The sequence below is a fragment of the Synechococcus sp. GEYO genome (assembly GCF_900473955.1).
GTDB lineage: Bacteria > Cyanobacteriota > Cyanobacteriia > PCC-6307 > Cyanobiaceae > Synechococcus_C.
Map to the genome: position 1 here is coordinate 60,804 of NZ_UCNL01000006.1, position 19,477 is coordinate 80,280.

21 protein-coding genes and 1 tRNA gene are annotated in these 19,477 nt (G+C 59.4%); 12 read left to right on the forward strand and 10 right to left on the reverse strand.

Features of this window, described 5'->3' with window-relative positions:
- Window positions 1–55 precede the first annotated feature (55 nt).
- Together rplU and rpmA are read left to right on the forward strand one after the other, a co-directional pair.
- Entirely contained in the window at window positions 56–430 is a 375-nt protein-coding gene (gene rplU / locus DXY37_RS04410; protein ID WP_115125552.1) for a 50S ribosomal protein L21, read from the forward strand.
- Window positions 431–478: 48 nt separating this feature from the next.
- Window positions 479–745 (forward strand): 50S ribosomal protein L27, encoded by a 267-nt coding sequence (gene rpmA / locus DXY37_RS04415; RefSeq protein WP_114994614.1) that lies wholly within the window; start codon window positions 479–481, stop codon window positions 743–745.
- Between the two features lie 18 nt (window positions 746–763).
- Here rpmA and DXY37_RS04420 read toward each other — a convergent pair whose 3' ends face one another.
- Together DXY37_RS04420 and DXY37_RS04425 are read right to left on the reverse strand one after the other, a co-directional pair.
- Window positions 764–1,225, reverse strand: a complete 462-nt coding sequence (locus DXY37_RS04420; protein ID WP_115125553.1) for a DUF2127 domain-containing protein — start codon at window positions 1,223–1,225, stop codon at window positions 764–766.
- A gap of 12 nt (window positions 1,226–1,237) precedes the next feature.
- Window positions 1,238–1,999: a bifunctional 2-polyprenyl-6-hydroxyphenol methylase/3-demethylubiquinol 3-O-methyltransferase UbiG gene (locus tag DXY37_RS04425; RefSeq protein ID WP_115125554.1), complete on the reverse strand. Its 762-nt coding sequence runs from the start codon at window positions 1,997–1,999 to the stop codon at window positions 1,238–1,240.
- A gap of 45 nt (window positions 2,000–2,044) precedes the next feature.
- Here DXY37_RS04425 and truB point away from each other — a divergent pair, with 45 nt between their 5' ends.
- Window positions 2,045–2,983, forward strand: a complete 939-nt coding sequence (gene truB, locus DXY37_RS04430; RefSeq protein ID WP_371637858.1) for a tRNA pseudouridine(55) synthase TruB — start codon at window positions 2,045–2,047, stop codon at window positions 2,981–2,983.
- 51 nt (window positions 2,984–3,034) lie between these two features.
- Window positions 3,035–3,790 (forward strand): YebC/PmpR family DNA-binding transcriptional regulator, encoded by a 756-nt coding sequence (locus tag DXY37_RS04435; RefSeq protein ID WP_115125556.1) that lies wholly within the window; start codon window positions 3,035–3,037, stop codon window positions 3,788–3,790.
- Here the strand turns inward: DXY37_RS04435 and DXY37_RS04440 are convergent.
- From DXY37_RS04440 to DXY37_RS04450, 3 genes are read right to left on the reverse strand one after another with little or no spacing between them, the layout of a single operon-like run.
- Window positions 3,738–7,484, reverse strand: coding sequence for a hydantoinase B/oxoprolinase family protein (locus DXY37_RS04440; RefSeq protein ID WP_115125557.1), 3,747 nt, complete (start codon window positions 7,482–7,484; stop codon window positions 3,738–3,740). The two genes, DXY37_RS04435 and DXY37_RS04440, sit on opposite strands and share 53 nt — an antisense overlap.
- A complete protein-coding gene (locus DXY37_RS04445) occupies window positions 7,481–8,269 on the reverse strand; it encodes a glucosamine-6-phosphate deaminase (RefSeq protein WP_244276862.1) in 789 nt (262 codons plus the stop codon). Before DXY37_RS04445 ends, DXY37_RS04440 begins: the two co-directional genes overlap by 4 nt.
- Before the next feature lie 17 nt (window positions 8,270–8,286).
- Entirely contained in the window at window positions 8,287–9,660 is a 1,374-nt protein-coding gene (locus DXY37_RS04450; protein ID WP_115125637.1) for a SpoIID/LytB domain-containing protein, read from the reverse strand.
- 136 nt (window positions 9,661–9,796) lie between these two features.
- Between DXY37_RS04450 and rnz the strand changes: the two genes are divergently transcribed.
- Both rnz and psbV read left to right on the forward strand, forming a co-directional pair.
- Window positions 9,797–10,768: a ribonuclease Z gene (rnz, locus tag DXY37_RS04455; RefSeq protein WP_115125558.1), complete on the forward strand. Its 972-nt coding sequence runs from the start codon at window positions 9,797–9,799 to the stop codon at window positions 10,766–10,768.
- 87 nt (window positions 10,769–10,855) lie between these two features.
- Window positions 10,856–11,368: a photosystem II cytochrome c-550 gene (psbV, locus tag DXY37_RS04460; RefSeq protein ID WP_222930431.1), complete on the forward strand. Its 513-nt coding sequence runs from the start codon at window positions 10,856–10,858 to the stop codon at window positions 11,366–11,368.
- A 66-nt stretch (window positions 11,369–11,434) separates the two neighbouring features.
- On the opposite strand, the gene DXY37_RS04465 is transcribed toward psbV, so the two are convergent.
- From DXY37_RS04465 to serA, 4 genes are all read right to left on the reverse strand, one after another.
- Window positions 11,435–11,821 carry a hypothetical protein gene (locus DXY37_RS04465; protein WP_115125638.1) on the reverse strand — a complete coding sequence of 129 codons (387 nt, stop codon included), beginning with the start codon at window positions 11,819–11,821 and terminating at the stop codon, window positions 11,435–11,437.
- A gap of 104 nt (window positions 11,822–11,925) precedes the next feature.
- Window positions 11,926–12,225: a ferredoxin gene (locus DXY37_RS04470; protein WP_115019479.1), complete on the reverse strand. Its 300-nt coding sequence runs from the start codon at window positions 12,223–12,225 to the stop codon at window positions 11,926–11,928.
- A 150-nt stretch (window positions 12,226–12,375) separates the two neighbouring features.
- Window positions 12,376–13,260 (reverse strand): 50S ribosomal protein L11 methyltransferase, encoded by an 885-nt coding sequence (prmA, locus tag DXY37_RS04475; RefSeq protein WP_115125560.1) that lies wholly within the window; start codon window positions 13,258–13,260, stop codon window positions 12,376–12,378.
- The gene (gene serA, locus DXY37_RS04480; RefSeq protein WP_115125561.1) at window positions 13,260–14,846 is read right to left on the reverse strand and encodes a phosphoglycerate dehydrogenase; all 1,587 of its coding nucleotides are present in this window, start codon (window positions 14,844–14,846) and stop codon (window positions 13,260–13,262) included. Before serA ends, prmA begins: the two co-directional genes overlap by 1 nt.
- A 145-nt stretch (window positions 14,847–14,991) precedes the next feature.
- Here serA and DXY37_RS04485 point away from each other — a divergent pair, with 145 nt between their 5' ends.
- The 6 genes from DXY37_RS04485 to DXY37_RS04510 all read left to right on the forward strand — a co-directional run bounded on the left by DXY37_RS04485 (window position 14,992) and on the right by DXY37_RS04510 (window position 19,107).
- Window positions 14,992–15,525, forward strand: coding sequence for a hypothetical protein (locus tag DXY37_RS04485; protein WP_115125562.1), 534 nt, complete (start codon window positions 14,992–14,994; stop codon window positions 15,523–15,525).
- Window positions 15,522–16,301, forward strand: a complete 780-nt coding sequence (locus DXY37_RS04490) for a photosystem II S4 domain protein (RefSeq protein WP_115125563.1) — start codon at window positions 15,522–15,524, stop codon at window positions 16,299–16,301. The genes DXY37_RS04485 and DXY37_RS04490 overlap by 4 nt, the downstream gene beginning before the upstream one ends.
- A 74-nt stretch (window positions 16,302–16,375) precedes the next feature.
- Window positions 16,376–16,447 (forward strand) — tRNA-Val (locus DXY37_RS04495).
- Window positions 16,448–16,475: 28 nt separating this feature from the next.
- Window positions 16,476–17,864 carry a UDP-N-acetylmuramoyl-L-alanine--D-glutamate ligase gene (gene murD / locus DXY37_RS04500; protein ID WP_115125564.1) on the forward strand — a complete coding sequence of 463 codons (1,389 nt, stop codon included), beginning with the start codon at window positions 16,476–16,478 and terminating at the stop codon, window positions 17,862–17,864.
- 39 nt (window positions 17,865–17,903) lie between these two features.
- Window positions 17,904–18,350, forward strand: a complete 447-nt coding sequence (locus DXY37_RS04505; RefSeq protein ID WP_115125640.1) for an EVE domain-containing protein — start codon at window positions 17,904–17,906, stop codon at window positions 18,348–18,350.
- Window positions 18,301–19,107 (forward strand): hypothetical protein, encoded by an 807-nt coding sequence (locus tag DXY37_RS04510; RefSeq protein ID WP_244276864.1) that lies wholly within the window; start codon window positions 18,301–18,303, stop codon window positions 19,105–19,107. Before DXY37_RS04505 ends, DXY37_RS04510 begins: the two co-directional genes overlap by 50 nt.
- Here the strand turns inward: DXY37_RS04510 and DXY37_RS04515 are convergent.
- On the reverse strand, window positions 19,059–19,349 hold the full coding sequence (locus tag DXY37_RS04515) for a DUF2811 domain-containing protein (protein ID WP_244276866.1): 291 nt from the start codon (window positions 19,347–19,349) through the stop codon (window positions 19,059–19,061). The genes DXY37_RS04510 and DXY37_RS04515 overlap by 49 nt on opposite strands.
- Window positions 19,350–19,477: the final 128 nt, after the last annotated feature.

Genomic DNA, 19,477 nt, shown 5'->3' on the forward strand with positions numbered 1-19,477 from the left:
CGATTGCGGTTCAGGCCAAATCGGTTTGTCCGAGCCTGACCGCGTCTCTCAGCACATGGCCGAAACCAGCTCCAAAACCTCTGCAGCTCCCGAAACAGGGGCCTACGCAATCGTCGAGGCCTCCGGTCAGCAGTTCTGGCTGCAGGCCAATCGTTACTACGATCTCGACCGGCTCAATGCTGAGGTCGACGCAACCGTCACCCTCGACAACGTTCTCTTAGTGAAGGATTCCAAGGGCACAACTCTTGGCAAGCCTTATGTCAAGGACGCCAGTGTTGAGCTGAAGGTGATGGCGCACCGCCGCGGCCCCAAGGTGATCGTTTACAAAATGCGCCCCAAAAAGAAGACCCGTCGCAAGAATGGTCATCGTCAGGAGCTGACCAGAGTCATGGTTCAGTCGATTTCCGTCAGTGGCAAAGCCATCAGCTGATCATCCAGATCCACTTCAACGAACGTTCTCCTCTTCAAAACCCTCCCCATGGCTCATAAGAAAGGCACAGGTTCAACACGTAACGGCCGCGATTCCAATTCCAAGCGTCTCGGCGTGAAGGCTTACGGCGGAGAATCCGTCACCGCCGGATCCATCCTGATCCGTCAGCGCGGCACCTCCGTGCTGCCTGGAGTCAACGTGGGTCACGGCAAAGATGACACTCTCTTTGCTCTGACCGATGGCGTCGTGAAGTTCGAGACGATCAAGCGCGGTCTGCGCAATCGCAAGCGCATCAACATCACAGCTGCGGTCTGACCAGAACGACCTCTACCGTCACGGGCTCCGCTCCGAGCTCAGCGCCAGACGGGTTGTCAACACAAGACCAATCACAGTGAGCCCCAGAACAACCCATGTTCTGGGGCTTTGTTTATGCAGGGCATCCGCAAGTTCCAGAGGCAGAGCGAGACCGAGCACCCCGACAAGCAACCACTCGCCCCAGCGGCGTCCAACCCAGGTAGCCCAGGCCGCTAGGAGGATCAAAGCGGCATAGAGCCCTGAGACCAAGGCCAGACGCATCAGACGCGTTGGGCCCAGCAGGGTTCCCTTCGATGCCAGCGAAGAAAGGAATTGACGGTCCGCATTCCCCCAGGTTTCGGCGAAATCAGAGAGTTCGGCGTAATGAACATCACCAAACACGGCGGCCAGGCTGATCGCGAACAGAGCCCCGGCGAGCAGCAGCTTCTTGATCACAATTAAGCGAACCAGCAAGCGCCCTTGTCCGGCGATCTGTGGCATCGATAGTTTCGGCTAGACGTTCTCAAGCGGACGGTAGACCCTTGTTGTGATCAGTAAGGGATGAAACAGCTCGAGGAAGCGACTCTGAAGGCAGAGGAAAAAATCCTCCACCAACTGCGGTTCATCGAAATGGAAGGGGTACTCACCGTCATGCCCTTTGAAGAAATACCAGTTGAGTAGGGCTCGACCGCCGGGAGTGAGGCGGCGGTGAAACTCCATGAGCTGCGCCGAGGGGTCGGGGAGGTGTTCCAACACATCAAGGCAAACCACCGTGTCGAAACGCCGCCCCGGAAGGCTGTCGAGATCGCGATGGACACTCACACGCTCCTGAAGTCCCAGACGGAACGCACGATCCTGCACGAATGCACGGTTCTGTGGATTGAGATCGACAAACCAGACATGCCGAACGCTCTCCAGCCCCGCTGCAGCCAGAGCATGCGTTCCGATCCCGCCTCCAAAATCAAGCACGTCACCATGCGCAAACTGCTGCTGCAACCGCAGGGTGTCGGCGATGTAGTCGGCACTGCTGAGATGCCATGCTGCCAATTCGAACAAATGGCCGGTGCCAACGGTGTCCTCATAGAAATCAGCAGCTCGCTCGGGGTCGAAAGCTCCCGGATGCATCGCCGCCAGATCCTCCGTGCTCTGGGGCAATCGCTCGGCAACATCCGCCGCTGAGAGCGACAGATAAGACGCCAGATGCTCCTTCACGGAGAAGCCATTCTCGAGAAACTCCTGAATATCCACACCAGCGGAGGCATTGAGTGGCTGCATGGAGCTTCAGGACGCGACCGGGCAAACCTACGTGCGAGCCCACTGATGCCAAAGGCAAAGTGCCACAGTCGACAGCTGGACATGGCTTGCACCTTGACTGCGCCTATCGGCTTCGCCGTCATTGACAAGCCTGCTGGGCTGACCTCCCATGCCTGCGTCGCACGCATCAGGCGGCTGCTGGGCATCCGCAGGGTTGGTCATGGCGGCACTCTGGATCCAGCGGTGACAGGCGTGCTGCCGATCGCCGTGGGACAGGCGACACGACTGTTGCCGTACCTACCTGGTGAGAAAACCTATCGAGGCGTGATCCAGCTAGGGATCAGCACCAACACCGACGACCTGCAAGGTGAGGAACTGTCCAGACAATCCGTCCCCGATCTGGCCTCAGAAACACTGGATCAGGCACTCAGTCTGTTCCGCGGAGCCATTCGCCAACAGCCCCCTCAGGTTTCAGCGGTCCACGTGGATGGTGAGCGTGCTTATGCCAGAGCCCGTCGCGGCGAGCAGATGGAGCTTGCAGCACGGCCTGTGACCATTCATAAACTGCATCTCTTGGGATGGGACGCTGCACTAGCCCAGTTGAGCGTGGAGGTGCACTGCTCAGCAGGCACCTACATCCGTTCACTGGCCAGAGATCTCGGAGCAGCACTCGAATGCGGAGGTTGTCTGGCCAGTCTCAGGCGTACCCAGGCCCTCGGCTTCCATGACCACCAGGCGCTACCTCTGCCTGATGCTCCAGACATGGTCGGCCAAGGCGAAATCACCTTGCTAAGACCCGAGCTGGCCTTGCCGCATCTGCCTCAGCGCCTGCTCACTGCCAGCGAACAGCTGGACTGGAGCTGTGGGCGCAGGATCACTACAGGCATCAGCGGCACGGCGGATGCTGTAGTCATTCTCAGTGAGGGTGGGCGCATGCTCGGACTCGGTGTGCCCGATGCAGAAGATGGGCTGAAACCGAAGGTGGTGTTTGAAGCTCGGGGCTGATGCTGCAACCTCAGTAATTTGCTTTGAAGCAGACGGACGCCGAAGCATCCGATGGCAGGCCACAGCAAATGGTCCCAGATCAAACGCACCAAGGCGGTGGTGGATGCCAAGCGAGGTGCTGTGTTCACCCGGATCGGACGCGAAATCACGGTGGCTGCACGCCAGGGCAGTGACCCCGATGGCAATTTCCAGCTGCGCACCGCGATCGTCAAGGCCAAGGCCGCTGGCGTACCAGCGAGCAATATCGAACGTGCCATCGCCAAAGGCTCTGGCAAGGCTGGTGACACGGAACAGCTTGAATCAATCCGCTACGAGGGTTACGGCCCGGGCGGAGTGGCTGTGTTGGTGGAGGCACTTAGCGACAACCGCAACCGCACAGCAGCGGCTGTGCGGTTGGCGTTCAGCAAACATGGCGGCCACCTCGGTGAAAGCGGATGCGTGAGTTATCTCTTCCAGCACCGCAGTGAAGTGACCCTCCAGGGCCCAGTCATTGATGAGGAGGCATTGCTGGAATGCCTGCTGAATCTGGAGGCCGATGGTTATGAACTCAGAAGCGGCGAAGAGGCCTTGGTCCATGGTCCCTTTGAAGCACTCGAATCCCTCCAGAACGGACTCCGCGATCAAGGCTGGGGAGTCTCGGAATGGTCGCACTACTGGCACCCTCTCACTCAGGTGAGACCGGACAATGAGGACAACATCCAACAGTGTCTGAAGTTGCTGGATGCCTTGGAGGACCTCGACGACATCTGCAATGTCAGCGCAAACCTCGAATTGAAGAACGAACTGAGGGATGAGCTGAGCGAGTGATTGGATCAAAGCCACCGCCACCGGGAGTGGCGATCAGCAATCGATCCCCTGGTTTGACCTGAAGCTGCACGCAACCATCCAGCACCTGCACAGTTCCATCAGGACGGGTTAACAGAGCCGTTCCCGTTGCACCTGGTTCTCCACCGTTCAGACCAAAAGGGGCGACGGTCCTGGAACCAGACAACAACGCTGCAGTCATCGGTTCCAGAAAGCGGAACTCCCTCACAAGGCCGTCTCCTCCTCGCCAGCGACCAGCTCCACCGCTGCCTCGGCGGAAGCCGAAACGTTCCAACCTCACTGGATATCTCTGCTCGAGAATCTCCGGGTCCGTGAGCCTGGAGTTGGTCATATGCGTCTGTACACCGCATGATCCAGAGAAACCCTTGCCTGCTCCTCCGCCTCCGGCGATGGTCTCGTAGTACTGCCGACGCCCGTCACCGAAGGTGAGGTTGTTCATCGTTCCCTGGCCCGCGGCCATCACTCCGAACGACGCAAACAGCAGATTGCAGAGAGCCTGCGAGGTTTCCACATTGCCGCCGACCACTGCAGCCGATGCGCTGGGGTTGAGCAGGGATTCCTCCGGGACAATCAGGGTTAATGGCCGGAAACATCCGGCATTCAGGGGAATCGGCTCCTGAACCAGACAACGGATCACATACAGAACCGCAGCCTTGGTCACCGCCAGTGGAGCATGGAAATTGTGCGTGCCCTGGGGAGTTGTCCCACGGAAATCGAGCAAGGCCTGTTGCCGTTTCCGATCGATCGTCAAGGCCAGCTTGAGCTTGGCACCGTTATCGAGCGCAACCTCAAAGGTCCTGTCCTCAAAGCAGCCGATCAGCCTCTGAACGGTTCGCGCCGCATGGTCCTGAACGTGCTGCAGATAGCGCCGAACACGCTGGCGGCCCTCAAGCTGCAGAAGCTGATCGAACAGTTCAGCCCCCAGATGATTGGCGGCTGCCTGGGCCTGAAGATCTGCCCAGAGCAGTTCGGGGTCTCTGGGAGGTGAGCTGACCCCCTCCAGGCACTGATTCCAAGCCGAACGATCGGGTGTTCCCCGTGAGGTCAAGAAGTGATTGCGCACCAGCAGACCTTCCTCCTCAATGCTGGAGCTGAAGGGAGGCATCGAACCTGGTGTCAGACCGCCTACATCCGAGTGGTGCCCGCGACAGGCCACATAGGCGAAGGGATCGGGGTCTCCCTCCACGAAGCAGGGTGTGATCGCGGTGATGTCGGGCAAGTGGGTGCCACCATGGAATGGATCGTTGCTGATCACGGTGTCTCCGGCCGACAACGCAGGCCTCTCCCCTTGGCGGATCTGACCGAGAAGATCCTCAACCGCATCACCCATCGAACCCAGGTGCACGGGAATATGAGGAGCATTGGCGACAAGCGCCCCCTGTGCATCGAACAGCGCACAGGAGAAATCCATCCTCTCCCGCATATTCACGGAACGACTGGTCTGACGCAGCCGCTCTCCCATGCGCTCAGCAATTTGCATGAAACGGTGATGGAAGAGGCTGAGATCAACAGGATCTGGGTCCGAGTGCTGGTCGGAACTCACTCCACTGGCATCCCCCCCGGCAGAGGACCGTTCAGCGGCAGGCCTCGATGAAGCCTCGAGCAGCACACTGCCATCAACCAGCAGCCTGGCCATCCAACCTGACTCCAGGACGATGGCCGCCGTGGGGTCCAGGATGAGCGCGGGCCCCGATAGAGGCTGATCGCGCTTCAATTGCAATCGCTCCAGCACAGGCACCTCACACCAGCCCTGCTCTCTGCAATGAACGCGAGCACGCTGAACAATGGTTGATCGAGTGACCGATGCAGTGGCTGCGGTTCTATGACCTTCAAAGGTTGATGGCGAGGAGCTCTCCGCGATCGCATCCAGCACCTCCACCTCGAGGCGTTCGGCGATCAGAGGACCCATGCGAGGCGGCGCATAGCCAAACCGACGTTGATGCGCCTGGTCAAACAAGCTTTCCAGCTGATCCTGATCCAGCTCTTCCACAGCTGATACCAGGGAGAGCATCAGCCCTTGTTCCGAAGAGGCATCGCGCAGCTCAAGCCTGATCTGATGCTCTGGTGTTGTTGTGGAAGCTGCCGTGAGCTTCTGCAGCTCCAGGAACGCCGTGTTCAGATCCGACCTGACCATGGCGGGCAGCTGAGCGAGCAGAGCAGCATCCAGAGGACGGCGGATCGACCGCTGATGCAGCTGACGCTGACGGGCCTGCCCAAGGCCATAAGCCGAGAGCACACCCGCCAGAGGATGCAACAGCACCTGACCCAGCCCCAGAGATTCGGCCAAGCGACAAGCCAGCTGCCCTGCGGCACCGCCGTAGGCAATCAGTGCACCTCCACGGATGTCATGCCCACGAAACAGCGACACGTGGCGGATCGCTCCCGCCATCGCCTCGACAGCGAGGTCAAGAGCACCTTCGGCCAGCTGCTCGGGAGCCTGACCCAGTTGCGATGAAAGCGCCTGGAACTGATCCCGGGTCGCCTGAAGATCAGGAGTCTGATCGAGGCCCGGTCCGAACACCGCCGGGAAGGCAGTCACCTGAAGCCGGCCCAGCAGCAAATGACAATCCGTGATGGCCAGAGGTCCACCTCGGCGGTAGCAGGCTGGGCCTGGGTCAGCACCTGCCGAGCGTGGACCCACCGTGAGGCGACCGCCATCGCCACTGACAATCGATCCCCCTCCTGCCGCCACGGTGTGGATCGGCAGCCGCGACGCTGTCAGCTGAAATCCGGCAATCTCCGTTTCAGCACTCCGTTCCCACTCCCGGTCGGCAGCGCCCGCCGGCAGGCAAAACACATCCGTGCTCGTGCCACCCATATCCACACCCACCAGGGCGGAAGCACCAAGGCCAGCTTGTTGAGCGGCAGCAACAGCTCCGACCATGCCGCCGGCCGGACCCGACAGGATCGTGTCTTTGGCAAGCAGCGAACTGGGGTGCTGCAAAGCCCCACTGGATGTCATGACCCGCAATCGGGTCTGATCCCCCAAAGCGGCTTGGACCTGTGCCAGGTAGGCGGACAGCACAGGCCTCACGGCAGCCTCCACCAGCGTGGTTTGTCCTCTGGGAACCAGGCGCGGCAATGGACTGGCCTCATGGGAACAGACCACCGTCTTGAACCCCGCGGTTCGCACCAGCTTCGCCAGAGCCTTTTCATGGACAGGATCACGCCAGGCATGCATCAGAGCGATGGCACAAGAGCGGATCCCGGCCTCGTGATGACGCACAAGCCTCTGCATGAACCCATCGTCGAGCCGCAGTGCTTCCAACTCCCTCCCTTCCGCATCCAGACGACAGGGGACCTCTTCAACGGCGGCCAGCAACGAAGGTGGCTCGGGAATTGCCAACGCAAAAAGATGCTGACGGTGCTGGTCACCGATCAGCAACAGGTCCTCCAGACCGCGATTGGTCACAAGCAACACAGGCTCACCAGCTGCCTCAAGCAATGCATTCGTGGCCACGGTGGTGCCCAAACGCAGTTCCTCGATCAATCCAGGATCAATCCGCTGCTCCGGAGTGAGCCCCATCAACTCGCGCATGGCCGCAACAGCCGGATCTCCGGGAGCGTCCGGCTGCTCCGACAGCACTTTGCGCACCAACAGCTGGCCAGAAGGATGACGTGCCACCAGATCGGTGAACGTGCCGCCACGGTCAATCCAGAACTGCCAGCGGTTCAAAACAACAGCGGAAGATGGGCACCGGCCGCATCATCTACCCAGAGATGCACGCTTGAGTGGCTTTGCAGCCAGCTGGCGGGAACGTCGGCACTACAAGGGTTCAGCAACGCTGTGCGCAGAATCTCCGCCTTGGCCGCTCCGGTCACGATCAGATGGATCTCATCGGCAGCAAGAATCTCATCCAGACCAAGGGTGATGGCCTGCTCAGGCACCTCTTCGGAGTTTCCCCCGAAAGCACTGGCATTCTGAATTCGCGTGTCTTGCTGCAACGTCACCACGCGGCAGCGACTGCCGGCTGGAGATGGCGGCTCATTGAAACCCACATGACCGTTACCACCTAGGCCCAGCAGCTGAAGGCCGATCCCCCCTGCGTGATGCAGCGCAGATCCATAGCGTCTCGCCTCCTCGGCAGGATCTTTGGCCGTTCCATCCGGCAGCTGCAACTGGCAGGGAGAAAGATCGAGATGACAACCCAACTGGGCATGCATGTAGGCGGCGAAGCTGCGGCTATCGCCTGGCGGCAGGCCAACGTATTCATCAAGGTTGAAACTCAGCCAGCAGCGCTTCAACTGTTCAAGCTGCGGCGCCGGCCATGTCATCAGACGCTGAACCAGGGCCGCGTAAAAGGGTTCCATGGTCCTTCCGGTCGCCATTCCCAGCGGCTTAAAGCGCTCATGGTCAAGGGCCGTGGCGAGATAGGCAGCCACATGATCCACAATCGCCTCCATTAATGCGCGCGGATCCGGGCGGTGCTGCACCGCACATCTGGACAGAAACTGGGGCACGCAACGATCGCGGCAGGTCAACCCATCAAGGCTGGCTCCGAACCGGCCCTGAATGCCACTGATGGGTCATCAGCCGGTCGGTACGGCCTGATCGTTGCCCCGCGGTAGTAGTGATGGAGAATTTCACGGAAATCAGCGCCCTGACTGGCCAGACCGTGGGCTCCCCACTGGCTCATGCCCACACCGTGGCCATAACCCTGGCCTTCTGCTTTAAGCACAATCGTGCCGCGAGAAGTTCTTGGAGTTCTTCCAGCGGGGATCAATGAGGCTCGGCGCGAGCTGAGTGGAGGAGGAGGAGGAGGCAAGGGGGGTGCTGCAATGACGCGACCGGCTGGGCCCTGATCAGCCGCTCCGCTGAGACCGCTGGCGGAATCACGCCAGAGTCCGATCAGCTGCGGCGGTGATTCCGAACCATGATCCACAGGATCGATGGACTCGATTGCATCTCCGCGGTCTCCCTGCAGCAGGGAAAAGCTCACCATCGTGCTCTTCAAGCCCAGGCGCTGTCGCAGTTGACGACCCGTGAGCACCAATGATCCAAGCGGGCCTTGAATCCGCGCTGAACGCACCCTGCCGGTGGAGCTGGTGCTGAGCACACTCAACCGCTCCAGTCCGCCAGTCTCCTCAAAGCGGCGGCGTAGATCACCGGCCTCGAAACGCTGGTTCCAGCGATGCAAAGGACTGTGCTGGTCGTGATCTTGAACGCTCACGAGGTAGGGGAGCTGGTTTTGCCAAACCTCGCCACTGGGCTCAGTGGATCCCCCTGAACTGCTGTGAAAAACAGCATTGATCAAACGGCCGCCATGCACCAGAACCAGCGAGCGCGTTGTGGCAACCGCTTCCCTGGTTCTTGGAGTTTCAGATTCGATTCCCTTGTAGACCTGGCTGCTCACCGTGGCCTTCACATCGAAATCCGCCTTGCGTCCTCGTTGTCGGAGGGCGTAGGTCCGAGCAGCGACGGCCTGAGCTTGCAGAGCTGCCAGAGGCCACTTTGCTGGCATCTCACTGCCCACAACACTGGGAAGGTACGTCTCGATACCCAGCTGATTGATCGCCTGGATCCTGCCGCCGCGGACCACCAGCAGCAGGTCACCGCGATAACGGCGGCGCCCGAGCCAGATGCCGCGAGGGTCAGTCGTGCTAATCCGAAGCGAGGAATGGCCATCGGCCTGGCCATCCGCGATCGTCAAGCGACCATCCCGCAAGCGAACCTGCAGACGCTGGAGGCGGCGTTCGTTATTGGCGAGGCCTTGCACCATCAGGGGGTGATCGCCATCGGCGCGCAGGATCAACTCCGAGCCTTCGGCCACCAACACACGCATCTGCGGCTCCTGAGCGGTCACCGCAGTCCTGGCTTCAGCAACCAGAGCAACTACTGCAACTGGCAGCATCAGAGCTACTCCAGCAGCAGCCCGACCGATGGAGATGTGCAGAACCACTCGGGAGGCCGATGGTTGCTCAGTGTGCCCCGCCCAGCGGACTGCAGCCAGGCCTTCATGGCAGATTGACCATTGAGCCCACCATGCCGTGCAGGTCACCTTTCTGGGCACCAGTTCTGGAGTCCCAACCCGAGCCCGCAACGTTTCAGCCATGGCCGTGCGACTGGCTCAGCGCTCGGAACTGTGGTTGTTCGACTGTGGTGAAGGAACCCAGCATCAGTTCCTGCGCAGTGATCTGAGGCTGTCGCAGCTGCGCAGGATCTTCATCACGCACATGCACGGTGACCACGTTTTTGGTCTTCCAGGCCTGCTGGCCAGTCTCGGCCTGAGCGGCAGCAGTGGTGGGGTGGATCTATACGGACCCGATCCCCTCGAGAGCTATCTGGAGGGAGTGTTGCGAACCAGCTCAACCAGGATTGGCTATCCCCTCGAGGTGCACCAGGTCCGCAGTGCCGCTGAAGCGAATCGGATCGTTTTTGAGGACGCAGATCTCACCGTACGAGCCACACCGCTGCACCATCGCGTTCCTGCCTATGCCTATCGCGTTGAGGAAAAACCGAAGCCGGGTCGCTTTGACATCAAAAAAGCACAGGAGTTGGCTATCCCCCCCGGGCCCGTTTATGCCTCCCTCAAGCGGGGGGAAACGGTCACCCTGGAGGATGGACGGCGGATCGACGGCAGAACGCTGAGCGGGCCGGAGAGAGCCGGAGCAAGCCTTGTGTACTGCACGGACACCGTGTTCTGCGAAGCGGCCGTGAGCCTGGCGAAGGGTGCCGACCTGCTCATTCACGAATCCACCTTTTCCCATGCGGAGGCCGACATGGCCTTCCAGCGTCAGCACTCCACCAGCACGATGGCAGCCCAGACCGCGGCTGAAGCGGGTGTCGGCCAACTTGTGCTCACCCATCTCAGCCCCCGCTATGCGCCTGGAAACCCAGTGACAGCAGACGATCTACTGGCAGAAGCCAAAGCAATTTTCCCGAACACGGTCTTAGCGAAAGACTTCCTCTGCCTCGATGTGACCGCTTCATCAAGGACTGCATGCTGCAACAGTTCGTGATCGGTGGAGCCTGAACAGCGTCACTTTGATACTGCAGCGTGATACAAGAGCTTGGTGCGCTGTATCCATCAGTCTCTGGCATCCTTCATGGTTCCTTTTCTCTCCAACCTGCGACAGTCGCTGAGCCGACTGCTGATCGTCCTGCCGGTGCTAGCTGTCTTGTGGATCAGCTCCCCCGCTCAGGCCGCCCAGTGGGATGCCGAGACACTGACCGTTCCTTCCGACCCTGAAGGCACCGCAGTGACCTTCAGCGAGCAGCAGGTCAAGGCGGGGCGCAAAGTGTTCAACACCAGCTGCGGCACATGCCATGCCGGCGGCATCACCAAGACCAACCAAAACGTTGGCCTCGATCCTGAGACCCTGGCATTGGCCACACCATCCCGAGACAACATCGCCGCGCTGGTGGACTACATGCAGGACCCCACCTCCTACGACGGCGAGTACAGCATTGCCGATCTTCACCCCAGCATGCGCAGCCGTGACCTGTATCCGGCGATGCGTGATCTCACCGACGAAGATCTAGAGCTGATGTCGGCTTACATCCTGGTGGCGCCGAAAGTTCTCGGCCAGGAATGGGGCGGCGGCAAAATTTACTTCTGATTCATATGGATCGATCAGGCGTTGACCGGATCGATCAGCTGAACTGATTGGACAACATGTAGGCCTTCAGGGCGCAAGATTGCCCGGATCCATGGATCTAGGTCGACGGCTGTACCACCACTCCTGCATCTCAGCCGAGAAGCGCATGGGGAAAAGAGTGAGCACAGTGACCGTTGGTCTCGATCCAGGTTGAAGCAGTTCAACGGAATAAGACGGACAACGACGCGAACCAAGATCAGCGACAAAGCGACGGCCCACACGGCGCCAGCTTGGCTCCTTGCTGCGCCATGCCAGCCGACAACAAGGCCAGGGGAGTTCTTCGCGGTCGTAGAGACGGCAGCAAGGCCCAATCACTCGAAAGCTGTACTGGCCTCCAGGACTGGTGTGAACCGATCCATGGTCGAGCAACCGTTCCACCTCAGGGCTCAGCGGTGCAGCGGGAACGGCGGTCATCGGCAAGAGAGCCATGTGACACCACACTGACAGTAAAAAGCCACCCCCGCGGGGAGGTGGCAATGAACCCTGTCGTCAGGGCTGGGGATCAAAAGTCCTGAAGCTCAGTAGAGCTCTTCTTCAGCATGGGTCTTGATGGTGCAGTCGGAGGTGGGGTAGGCCACGCAAGTAAGCACGAATCCTGCTTCGATCTGATCGTCGTCAAGGAAGCTCTGGTCGGACTGATCAACAGTTCCCGAGGTGATCTTGCCTGCACAGGTCGAGCAGGCACCCGCACGGCAGGAGTAAGGCAGGTCAATGCCTTGTTCTTCAGCGGCATCGAGGATGTACTGATCATCGGGAACCTCAATGGTCTTGTTGAGACCCTCGCTTTCGGCGACCAGGGTGACCTTGTAAGAAGCCATGGATAGAGTGAATTTGCAGATGCTCGTAACAAACGAGCCTGCCGGACTGATCATTTCTACATCGTTTAGGCGTCAAGGCACACGCTTGAACGCCTGTTTCGGTGTAAGGCCAATCAAAACAGAAGAATTTATAAGGCTCGCTTATCAAGGCTAGCGCCGAATCTCGAGCAAGCCCCATCGACCTTGCTCGGCAAGCGGCTCAACCGACCAGCCCAGGCTCCCCAGCACTTCTGTGAGCCTCGGTGCCTGTTCCACCAGCAGGCCACTCAGCAGCCCCCGCCCCCCAGGCCGGAGCACCGATTGAAAGTGAGGAGCAAGGGCCTCAATCACCGGAGCAAGGATGTTGCAGAGAAGCAAATCTGCAGGCTGACCCTCAAGCAGCGTCGCCAGCACCTCTACCGACCCCTGGCTCACCCTGAGCGCATCCAGAGAACGGTCATTCAAAACTGCGTTGTCCGTCGTTGCTCTTACAGCCAGGGAATCGGTGTCGACAGACAGCACTTGACGAGCCCCAAGCCCGAGTGCCGCAAGTCCAAGCACTCCACTTCCGCAACCCAGATCCGCAACCCTCAAGCCTGAGGGGGGCTGTTGCTCAAGTGCTTCAAGACAGAGGCGGGTGGTGGGATGGCTGCCGGTCCCGAATGCACTGCCTGGATCCATCTTCAAGACAAGCCTTTGAGCATGCTCGATAGGCACATCAAGCCAGGCCGGCAGGATGAGCAGCCTCTCACCCACAGGGTCTGGCTGCCAGTGCTGTTTCCAGCTGAGACTCCAGTCTTCATCAGCAAGTTCATCCCAAACCGGCTGAGCCAGAGCGAGGCCGAAGGTTTCAGCCAGAGGGATCAGGCTGCTGATTAGCTCAGATCGCTGGTCCTCAGGCCATTCATGGGCCGGCAACCAGGCCAGAAGAGTGCGTTGATCAGGCGTCTCAGGTGCATGTTGTATGGCCACCCGGTGTAGACCGAGAACGTTCAGCTTCCAGAGAAGCGACTCCTCCAGCTCAGTCTGAACCGGCAGAGACAAACGCCACCACATCACAGCGTGACGGGATGGGCTTCCTGAATCCCGTTGATGCCGTTGATGGTGGCCAGAAGCGCAGGCGGAATCGGGTCATCAATACTGAGCACCATTACGGCGTCTCCCCTCACAATCCTGCGCCCCACCTGCATTGAGGCGATGTTCACGTTGTGTTCACCCAGAAGCGATCCGAGATGGCCAATGATTCCAGGCATATCCCGATGGCGGGTGAACAACATGTGTCGGCTCGGCGGCACATTCACCGGGAATTCGTCGATGGTGGTGACCCGCAGTTCACCATCCGCGAACACCGCACCAGTCACACTGTGACCACCCTGTCCACCGCGGGTGGTGAGCTGCAGGGACCCCCCCGCAAAATCGCGGCTGGCATCGTCCTTAACCTCCAGCACGTGAATGCCGCGCCCCTTGGCCTCGAGAGAGGCATTGACGTAGTTGATGCGCTCTCCGAGAGCGCTTGTGAGCAATCCCTTGAGTGCTGCCACCACAAGGGGCTGGGAGGGATGGTTGGCGAACTCACCCTGAAGACGCACCTCCAGTTCCTGCACCTGGCCACCGCTCAGCTGGCTCACGAGTAGGCCGAGAGTTTCGGCGAGCTGCAGGTGGGGTTTGAGACGCTCCATAATCTCGGCGCTGAGACCTGGAATATTGACGGCACTGCGAGCTGGGAGTCCAAGCAGCACATCGCGGATCTGCTCAGCCACATCGGTGGCCACATTTTCCTGGGCTTCCTCGGTGGAAGCCCCGAGGTGAGGCGTCAACACCAGCCCGCGCTCGACTGCACGCAGTGGAGAGTCCTGGTCCAAAGGTTCAGAGGCGAAGACATCCAAACCGGCACCGGCAATCACACCGTTATCAATGGCTGCGGCGATGGCAGCCTCATCAACAATGCCTCCCCGAGCACAGTTCACGATCCTGGCCGTCGATTTCATTGAGCGCAGAAGTTCCGCATTCACGAGATTTTCGGTATCGGGCGTTCTGGGAATGTGCAGCGTGATGTAGTCGGCCTGACGGAACAGATCCTCCAGGGTTGTGAGTCGGACCTGCATCTGCTGAGCCCGGTCAGCGGAGATGAAGGGATCGAACGCGATCACCTCCATCCCCATCGCCTTGGCAACCTTGGCGACGTGTGAGCCGATTTTGCCCAGACCCACAACCCCAAGAACCTTTTTGTAGAGCTCATTGCCCACATATTTCTTGCGGTCCCAGGCACCGGCTCGCATCGATGCATGCGCCTGAGGCACGTGGCGAGACAGAGACAACAACAAGGCCAGGGCATGCTCCGCAGCCGCGATCGTGTTGCCCTCGGGTGAATTCACAACCAGCACACCTCTCTGGGTGGCGGCAGGAACATCAACATTGTCGACCCCCACGCCGGCCCGACCGATGATGCGCAGACGGTCCGCCGCCTCGATCACATCGGCAGTGACCTGAGTGCCCGAGCGAATCATCAGAGCGTCATAGTCACCGATGATTGACTTGAGCTCGTCCTGAGACAGGCCTGTCCGCTGGTCCACCTGGGCGACCTGCCCGAGGATGTCGATCCCAGCTTGATCAATGGGGTCTGAAACAAGAACTTTGGTCATCCAGCGGCGGAGAGAAAGCCGTTCAGAAGTTTAGAGATCGGTCCGAACATCACTGCTGGGAAGGGAGATTGACGTGCTCCGAAGCCAAGCTTCCCCCTGAAGTCCTGAACTTCCGTGGAGAATGGCTATCCGCACCTCTCCGCTTATGCCTGTCTGCGTCCTGGTGCTCAAAGAACGCGCCGCCGCCGAGACTCTTGTCCAGGACCTTGAGGAGTCCGGTAAACCACTCATCCAAGTCGTGCTGGTCGCGCCTGAAGCGGATGAAGGGACTGAAGCAGGCCGCCTCAAGGCGGAGCAGATTGACCAGGTCGATCTGCTGAACCCGAGCATGGCCCGCAGCCGCCGCCAGCGTTCCATGTCTCGCTGGTTGATGCCCTTCGGCTTCATGGCTGGACTGACCTTCACTCAGATCACCACACTCGATACCTTTGCGCGCTTCGGTGCTGTTGGAGAAGCACTGATCGGAGGCCTGCTCGGCATGGGGTCAGGATTGATGGGGAGCTACGCCGCGGCAGCAAGTGTTCCCTCCGACAATGAGGACGGAGTCCGGATCCTGCGCAACCGGCATAACGAGCGGTTCTGGTTGCTGCTGCTCGAGACGCCAGCAGGGCTTGAAGTGCCCTGGCAACTCGTTCAGAAAGTTCGTCCTCAGCAAGTGGTCCGCCTGAGTGAGCTGTGAGTCTTCCCCGTGAGACCTTGATCGAAGGGCTCGCTGAGCCAGAGGCCATGCATCGCCTGATCGAACAGGCGGAAGAAGTGCTGCGCACCTGGCAACCGAGCTGGAGCAGCTTTTTAAGCGGACCTGAACTGGAGGACTCGCGCCGCCTCGAATCGCTCACTGAACTGCGAGTGGTCCGTGACGGTGGAAGACCAGGCACCGAACGCTGTCGTCTCCAACTCAGTCGCAGCGATCAGGAACTACCACTTGAACCGACTCCAATCTCTGGATTGAGGCTTGAGGGTAATTTCCTGTTTGATCGGGCTGAACCGCAAGACATGCGCAAGGCCCTGATTGATCTTGGTGTGAAAGCTGATGACCTCGGCGATCTCTGGCTTCGGGGAGATCGTGGCGCCCAGGCCGTCTGCACACCAGAGGCCGCACTTCATCTCAACGGCCTGACCGGACAAGTGCGCGACGTCATGCTGACCGTTGAGGCGGTGAGTATCGACGGCTTGCAATGGCCCGCCCAAAGACTGCCAAAACAATTGACCAGCGTGGAGGCATCCTGCCGCCTAGATGCCATCGCCTCAGCGGGTTTCGGACTTTCACGCTCGAAGGTGATTCGTCAGATCAAGGATGGAAAGCTGCGGCTCAACTGGCATCCCGTCCGGCAGGCGAGTCGTGAGCTGAAAGTCGGCGACCGACTCCAGCTTCAGGACCGGGGAAGCGTGGAAGTTTTAAATCTCGAAATCACCAAACGCGATCGCTGGCGAGTGGAGATGCTGCGCCGGTGAGCTGCTAACTTCAGTCGCATCCGGTTGGCAAGCGCTCAACCGTCACCGCAGATCCTCTGAAGGGTGAATAATGCGGGCGATTAGCTCAGAGGTAGAGCACTACCTTGACACGGTAGGAGTCACTGGTTCGATTCCAGTATCGCCCACTTCCCTCGTGAGCAGAGAACGAAAAGCATGACCTTGAGTGTCGTGATCGGACTCGGACGCTCTGGAATCGGGGCAGCCCGTCTGCTCAAGGCCCAGGGTTCTGAGGTGGTGGTTCTCGAGAAAGCTGAGAACGACGCTTGCACGCGAAAGTCCGCAGAGCTCAGACAGCAGGGCATTGATGTCCAGCTCGGACAACCTCTGGAGATCTCCAGTTTCGAGCCCTGGCTCGATGAGATCGATCAGGTAGTGATCAGTCCTGGCATCGCCTGGACTCATCCAACTCTCGAGGCGTTACGAACCCGGGGAGTTCCAGTGAAGGGAGAAATGGCTCTGGCCTGGGAGACCCTCAAGAAACATCCCTGGATTGGCATCACCGGCACCAATGGGAAAACCACCGTGACCCATCTCCTCCACCACGTGCTCAAGCATGGGGGGTTAAAAGCTCCTATGGCCGGGAATGTGGGGTATTCCGCCGCTGAACTAGCTCTGGGTTGCCTTGAAGGCTCCAGCCCTCTGCCCGACTGGGTGGTCATGGAGATGAGCAGCTATCAGATTGAAGCGGCCAACGGCGTCGCTCCGCGCATTGGGATCTGGACGACGCTGACCCCTGACCACCTGGAGCGACATGGATCGTTAGACGCCTATCGAGCGATCAAGCGCGGACTGCTTGAACGGTCCCAGCTGGCAATTCTCAATGGCGATGACCCTGATATCAGCCGAACTCGCGGCGGCTGGGGAGAAACCCAAGTGAGCTGGGTCAGCACCGGCCAGACGTGCTCAGACAGCGCCAGCGATCGGTTGAGCTTGAGTGATGACGGCTGGGTCTGCGCAGGAGAGCGAAAGCTCTTCTGCGCCAATGCTCTCGCCATGCCTGGAAAGCACAACCTTCAGAACATGCTTTTGGTTACTGCAGCGGCTCTCGAGGCTGGATTACCCCCGGAAACCATTGAATCAGCGTTGCGCTGCTTCGATGGGGTTCCCCATCGACTCGAATCGCTCGGAACCGTTCAAGGCGTTGCTGTTTTCAACGACAGCAAGGCAACCAACTACGACGCAGCTGCCGTAGGTCTGCAGTCCGTACCCAATCCGGTCGTGCTGCTTGCAGGAGGTCAGACCAAGCAAGGCGACGCTCAGCATTGGCTACAACTTCTGAAGGAGCGCAGCAGCGCTGTTGTGCTGTTTGGCGCCGGAGCAGACGAACTGCGCGGCCTGATCGAAGCATCTGCCTTCCCGGGTGCTGTCAGCACGCATCGAGGCCTAGATGAGGCTGTTCCGCACGCTCTGGAACTGGCCCGACAGCAGCAGGCTGAAAGCCTTCTGTTATCGCCTGCATGCGCCAGCTTTGATCAGTACTCCGATTTTGAAGCTCGTGGCAATCACTTCCGGAAGCTGATCGAAACGAATCGATCAACCTAGTCTGGGAAAAATTTCGTAGAACGCGTGGCCTACTGGCTGATGAAAAGTGAACCCGATGTTTACGGGATTCATCATCTTGAGCAGGAGCAGACAACTCTCTGGGACGGAATTCGCAATTACCAGGCGCGTAATTTCATGCGCACGATGGCTGTTGGCGATCAGGCCTTCTTCTATCACTCCAATTGCAAGCCCCCTGGGATCATCGGCCTGATGGAGGTGACGGAAACAGGACTGGTAGATCCCACTCAATTCGATCCATCATCGAAATATCACGACCCTGCGTCGAAACCCGAGGCACCACGCTGGGACTGCGTGCGTCTGGCCTATCGAGGCAGATTTCAAGACATCTTGAGTCTTGAGGACTTGCGTCAGTCCTATCAACCGGAAGAACTAGCCGTCGTTCGACGAGGCAATCGACTTTCGATTCTTCCTGTGGATGACCGAATCGCCCAAGACCTCCTCAAGCGACTTGGCTCAATTCAATGAACCAAGGGAACATCGCCTGACAGAGCGAATTCCTCTCACAACCATCATTCCCAGAGCCTGGGTCGGTTTCAGCCAGGCTCCCTGGCGCTTTGTGGGCCTCACCGCTCTGATGCTGATCACTGTCACAGGCCTGAGTTTGATCTCTAAGGATCTTCAGCAGGGAGATGGCTGGTGGCAGACAACCATCAGCGATGTGCTCTTCCTTACAACGATTCCCACGACGCTCCTAGCAGTTGTGGCCTTGCTGCGCCTGGCCGACAAACTGCTTCCTTCGATCCAAACGGCACAACAGGACGAGCCTGCCCAGGAGCGTCAACAACTGCGATGGATCTTCCGGCATACAGCCGCCCTAGTGCTACTGGAAGGAGTGATCCTGATCGGAGGCCTGAATTCCATCAGGATCATCGGCGCACTGATTGCCAGGCAGAGCGGCGTGCTCTCGACTCTGTTTCTGATCGCTGGAGCACTTGCACTGAGCCTCTGGACCCTGAGCCAGATCCTGGCCCTTCCTCTTCTGATCCATCACGGTCATCGTCCACTAGCCGCGATGGAACACAGTCGCCGCTTGGTTCAGACCAATCGGCTGAAAGTCCTGGCTCTGCTTGGTCTGCTGATCGGGGTCAACCTGATTGGCCTGATGGGAGCCTTCATCGGCCTGCTGCTGAGTCTTCCGTTCAGCGCCTTACTGCTGATGGCAAGTTGCAGGACTCAGACGCCCTGGGTCAGGGATTCTCGACGGAACATGTTGCCCACATAAAGGCGCGTGATTTCTCTTGACTCCACTCCGTGCTGAATCAGGAATCCGGCCAGAGCGGCCTGAACCAGACGGTATTGATCCCAGTTCGGGCAGCGTTCAATGAACGCAACCATGGCTTGCTGCAAGGGCTGAGGAAGCTCGGACTGAAAGCTCACTGCTGACTCCTCAGCAGCAGTGGGCGCCTCGACAATCTGGTCTGGTGCTGATGCCTGAGCCTGCTTCAACTGATCGGCCAACTGCATGCAAACGCTTCGAATGCCAACTAGTTCTCCACAGATGCCGGCCCGAGTCAAGAAGCAGCTCAAGAGCCATTCCCACTGGCTCTCCCAGTGAGACTGCAGCAGCCAGAATCATTTCCAGCAAGCGATCT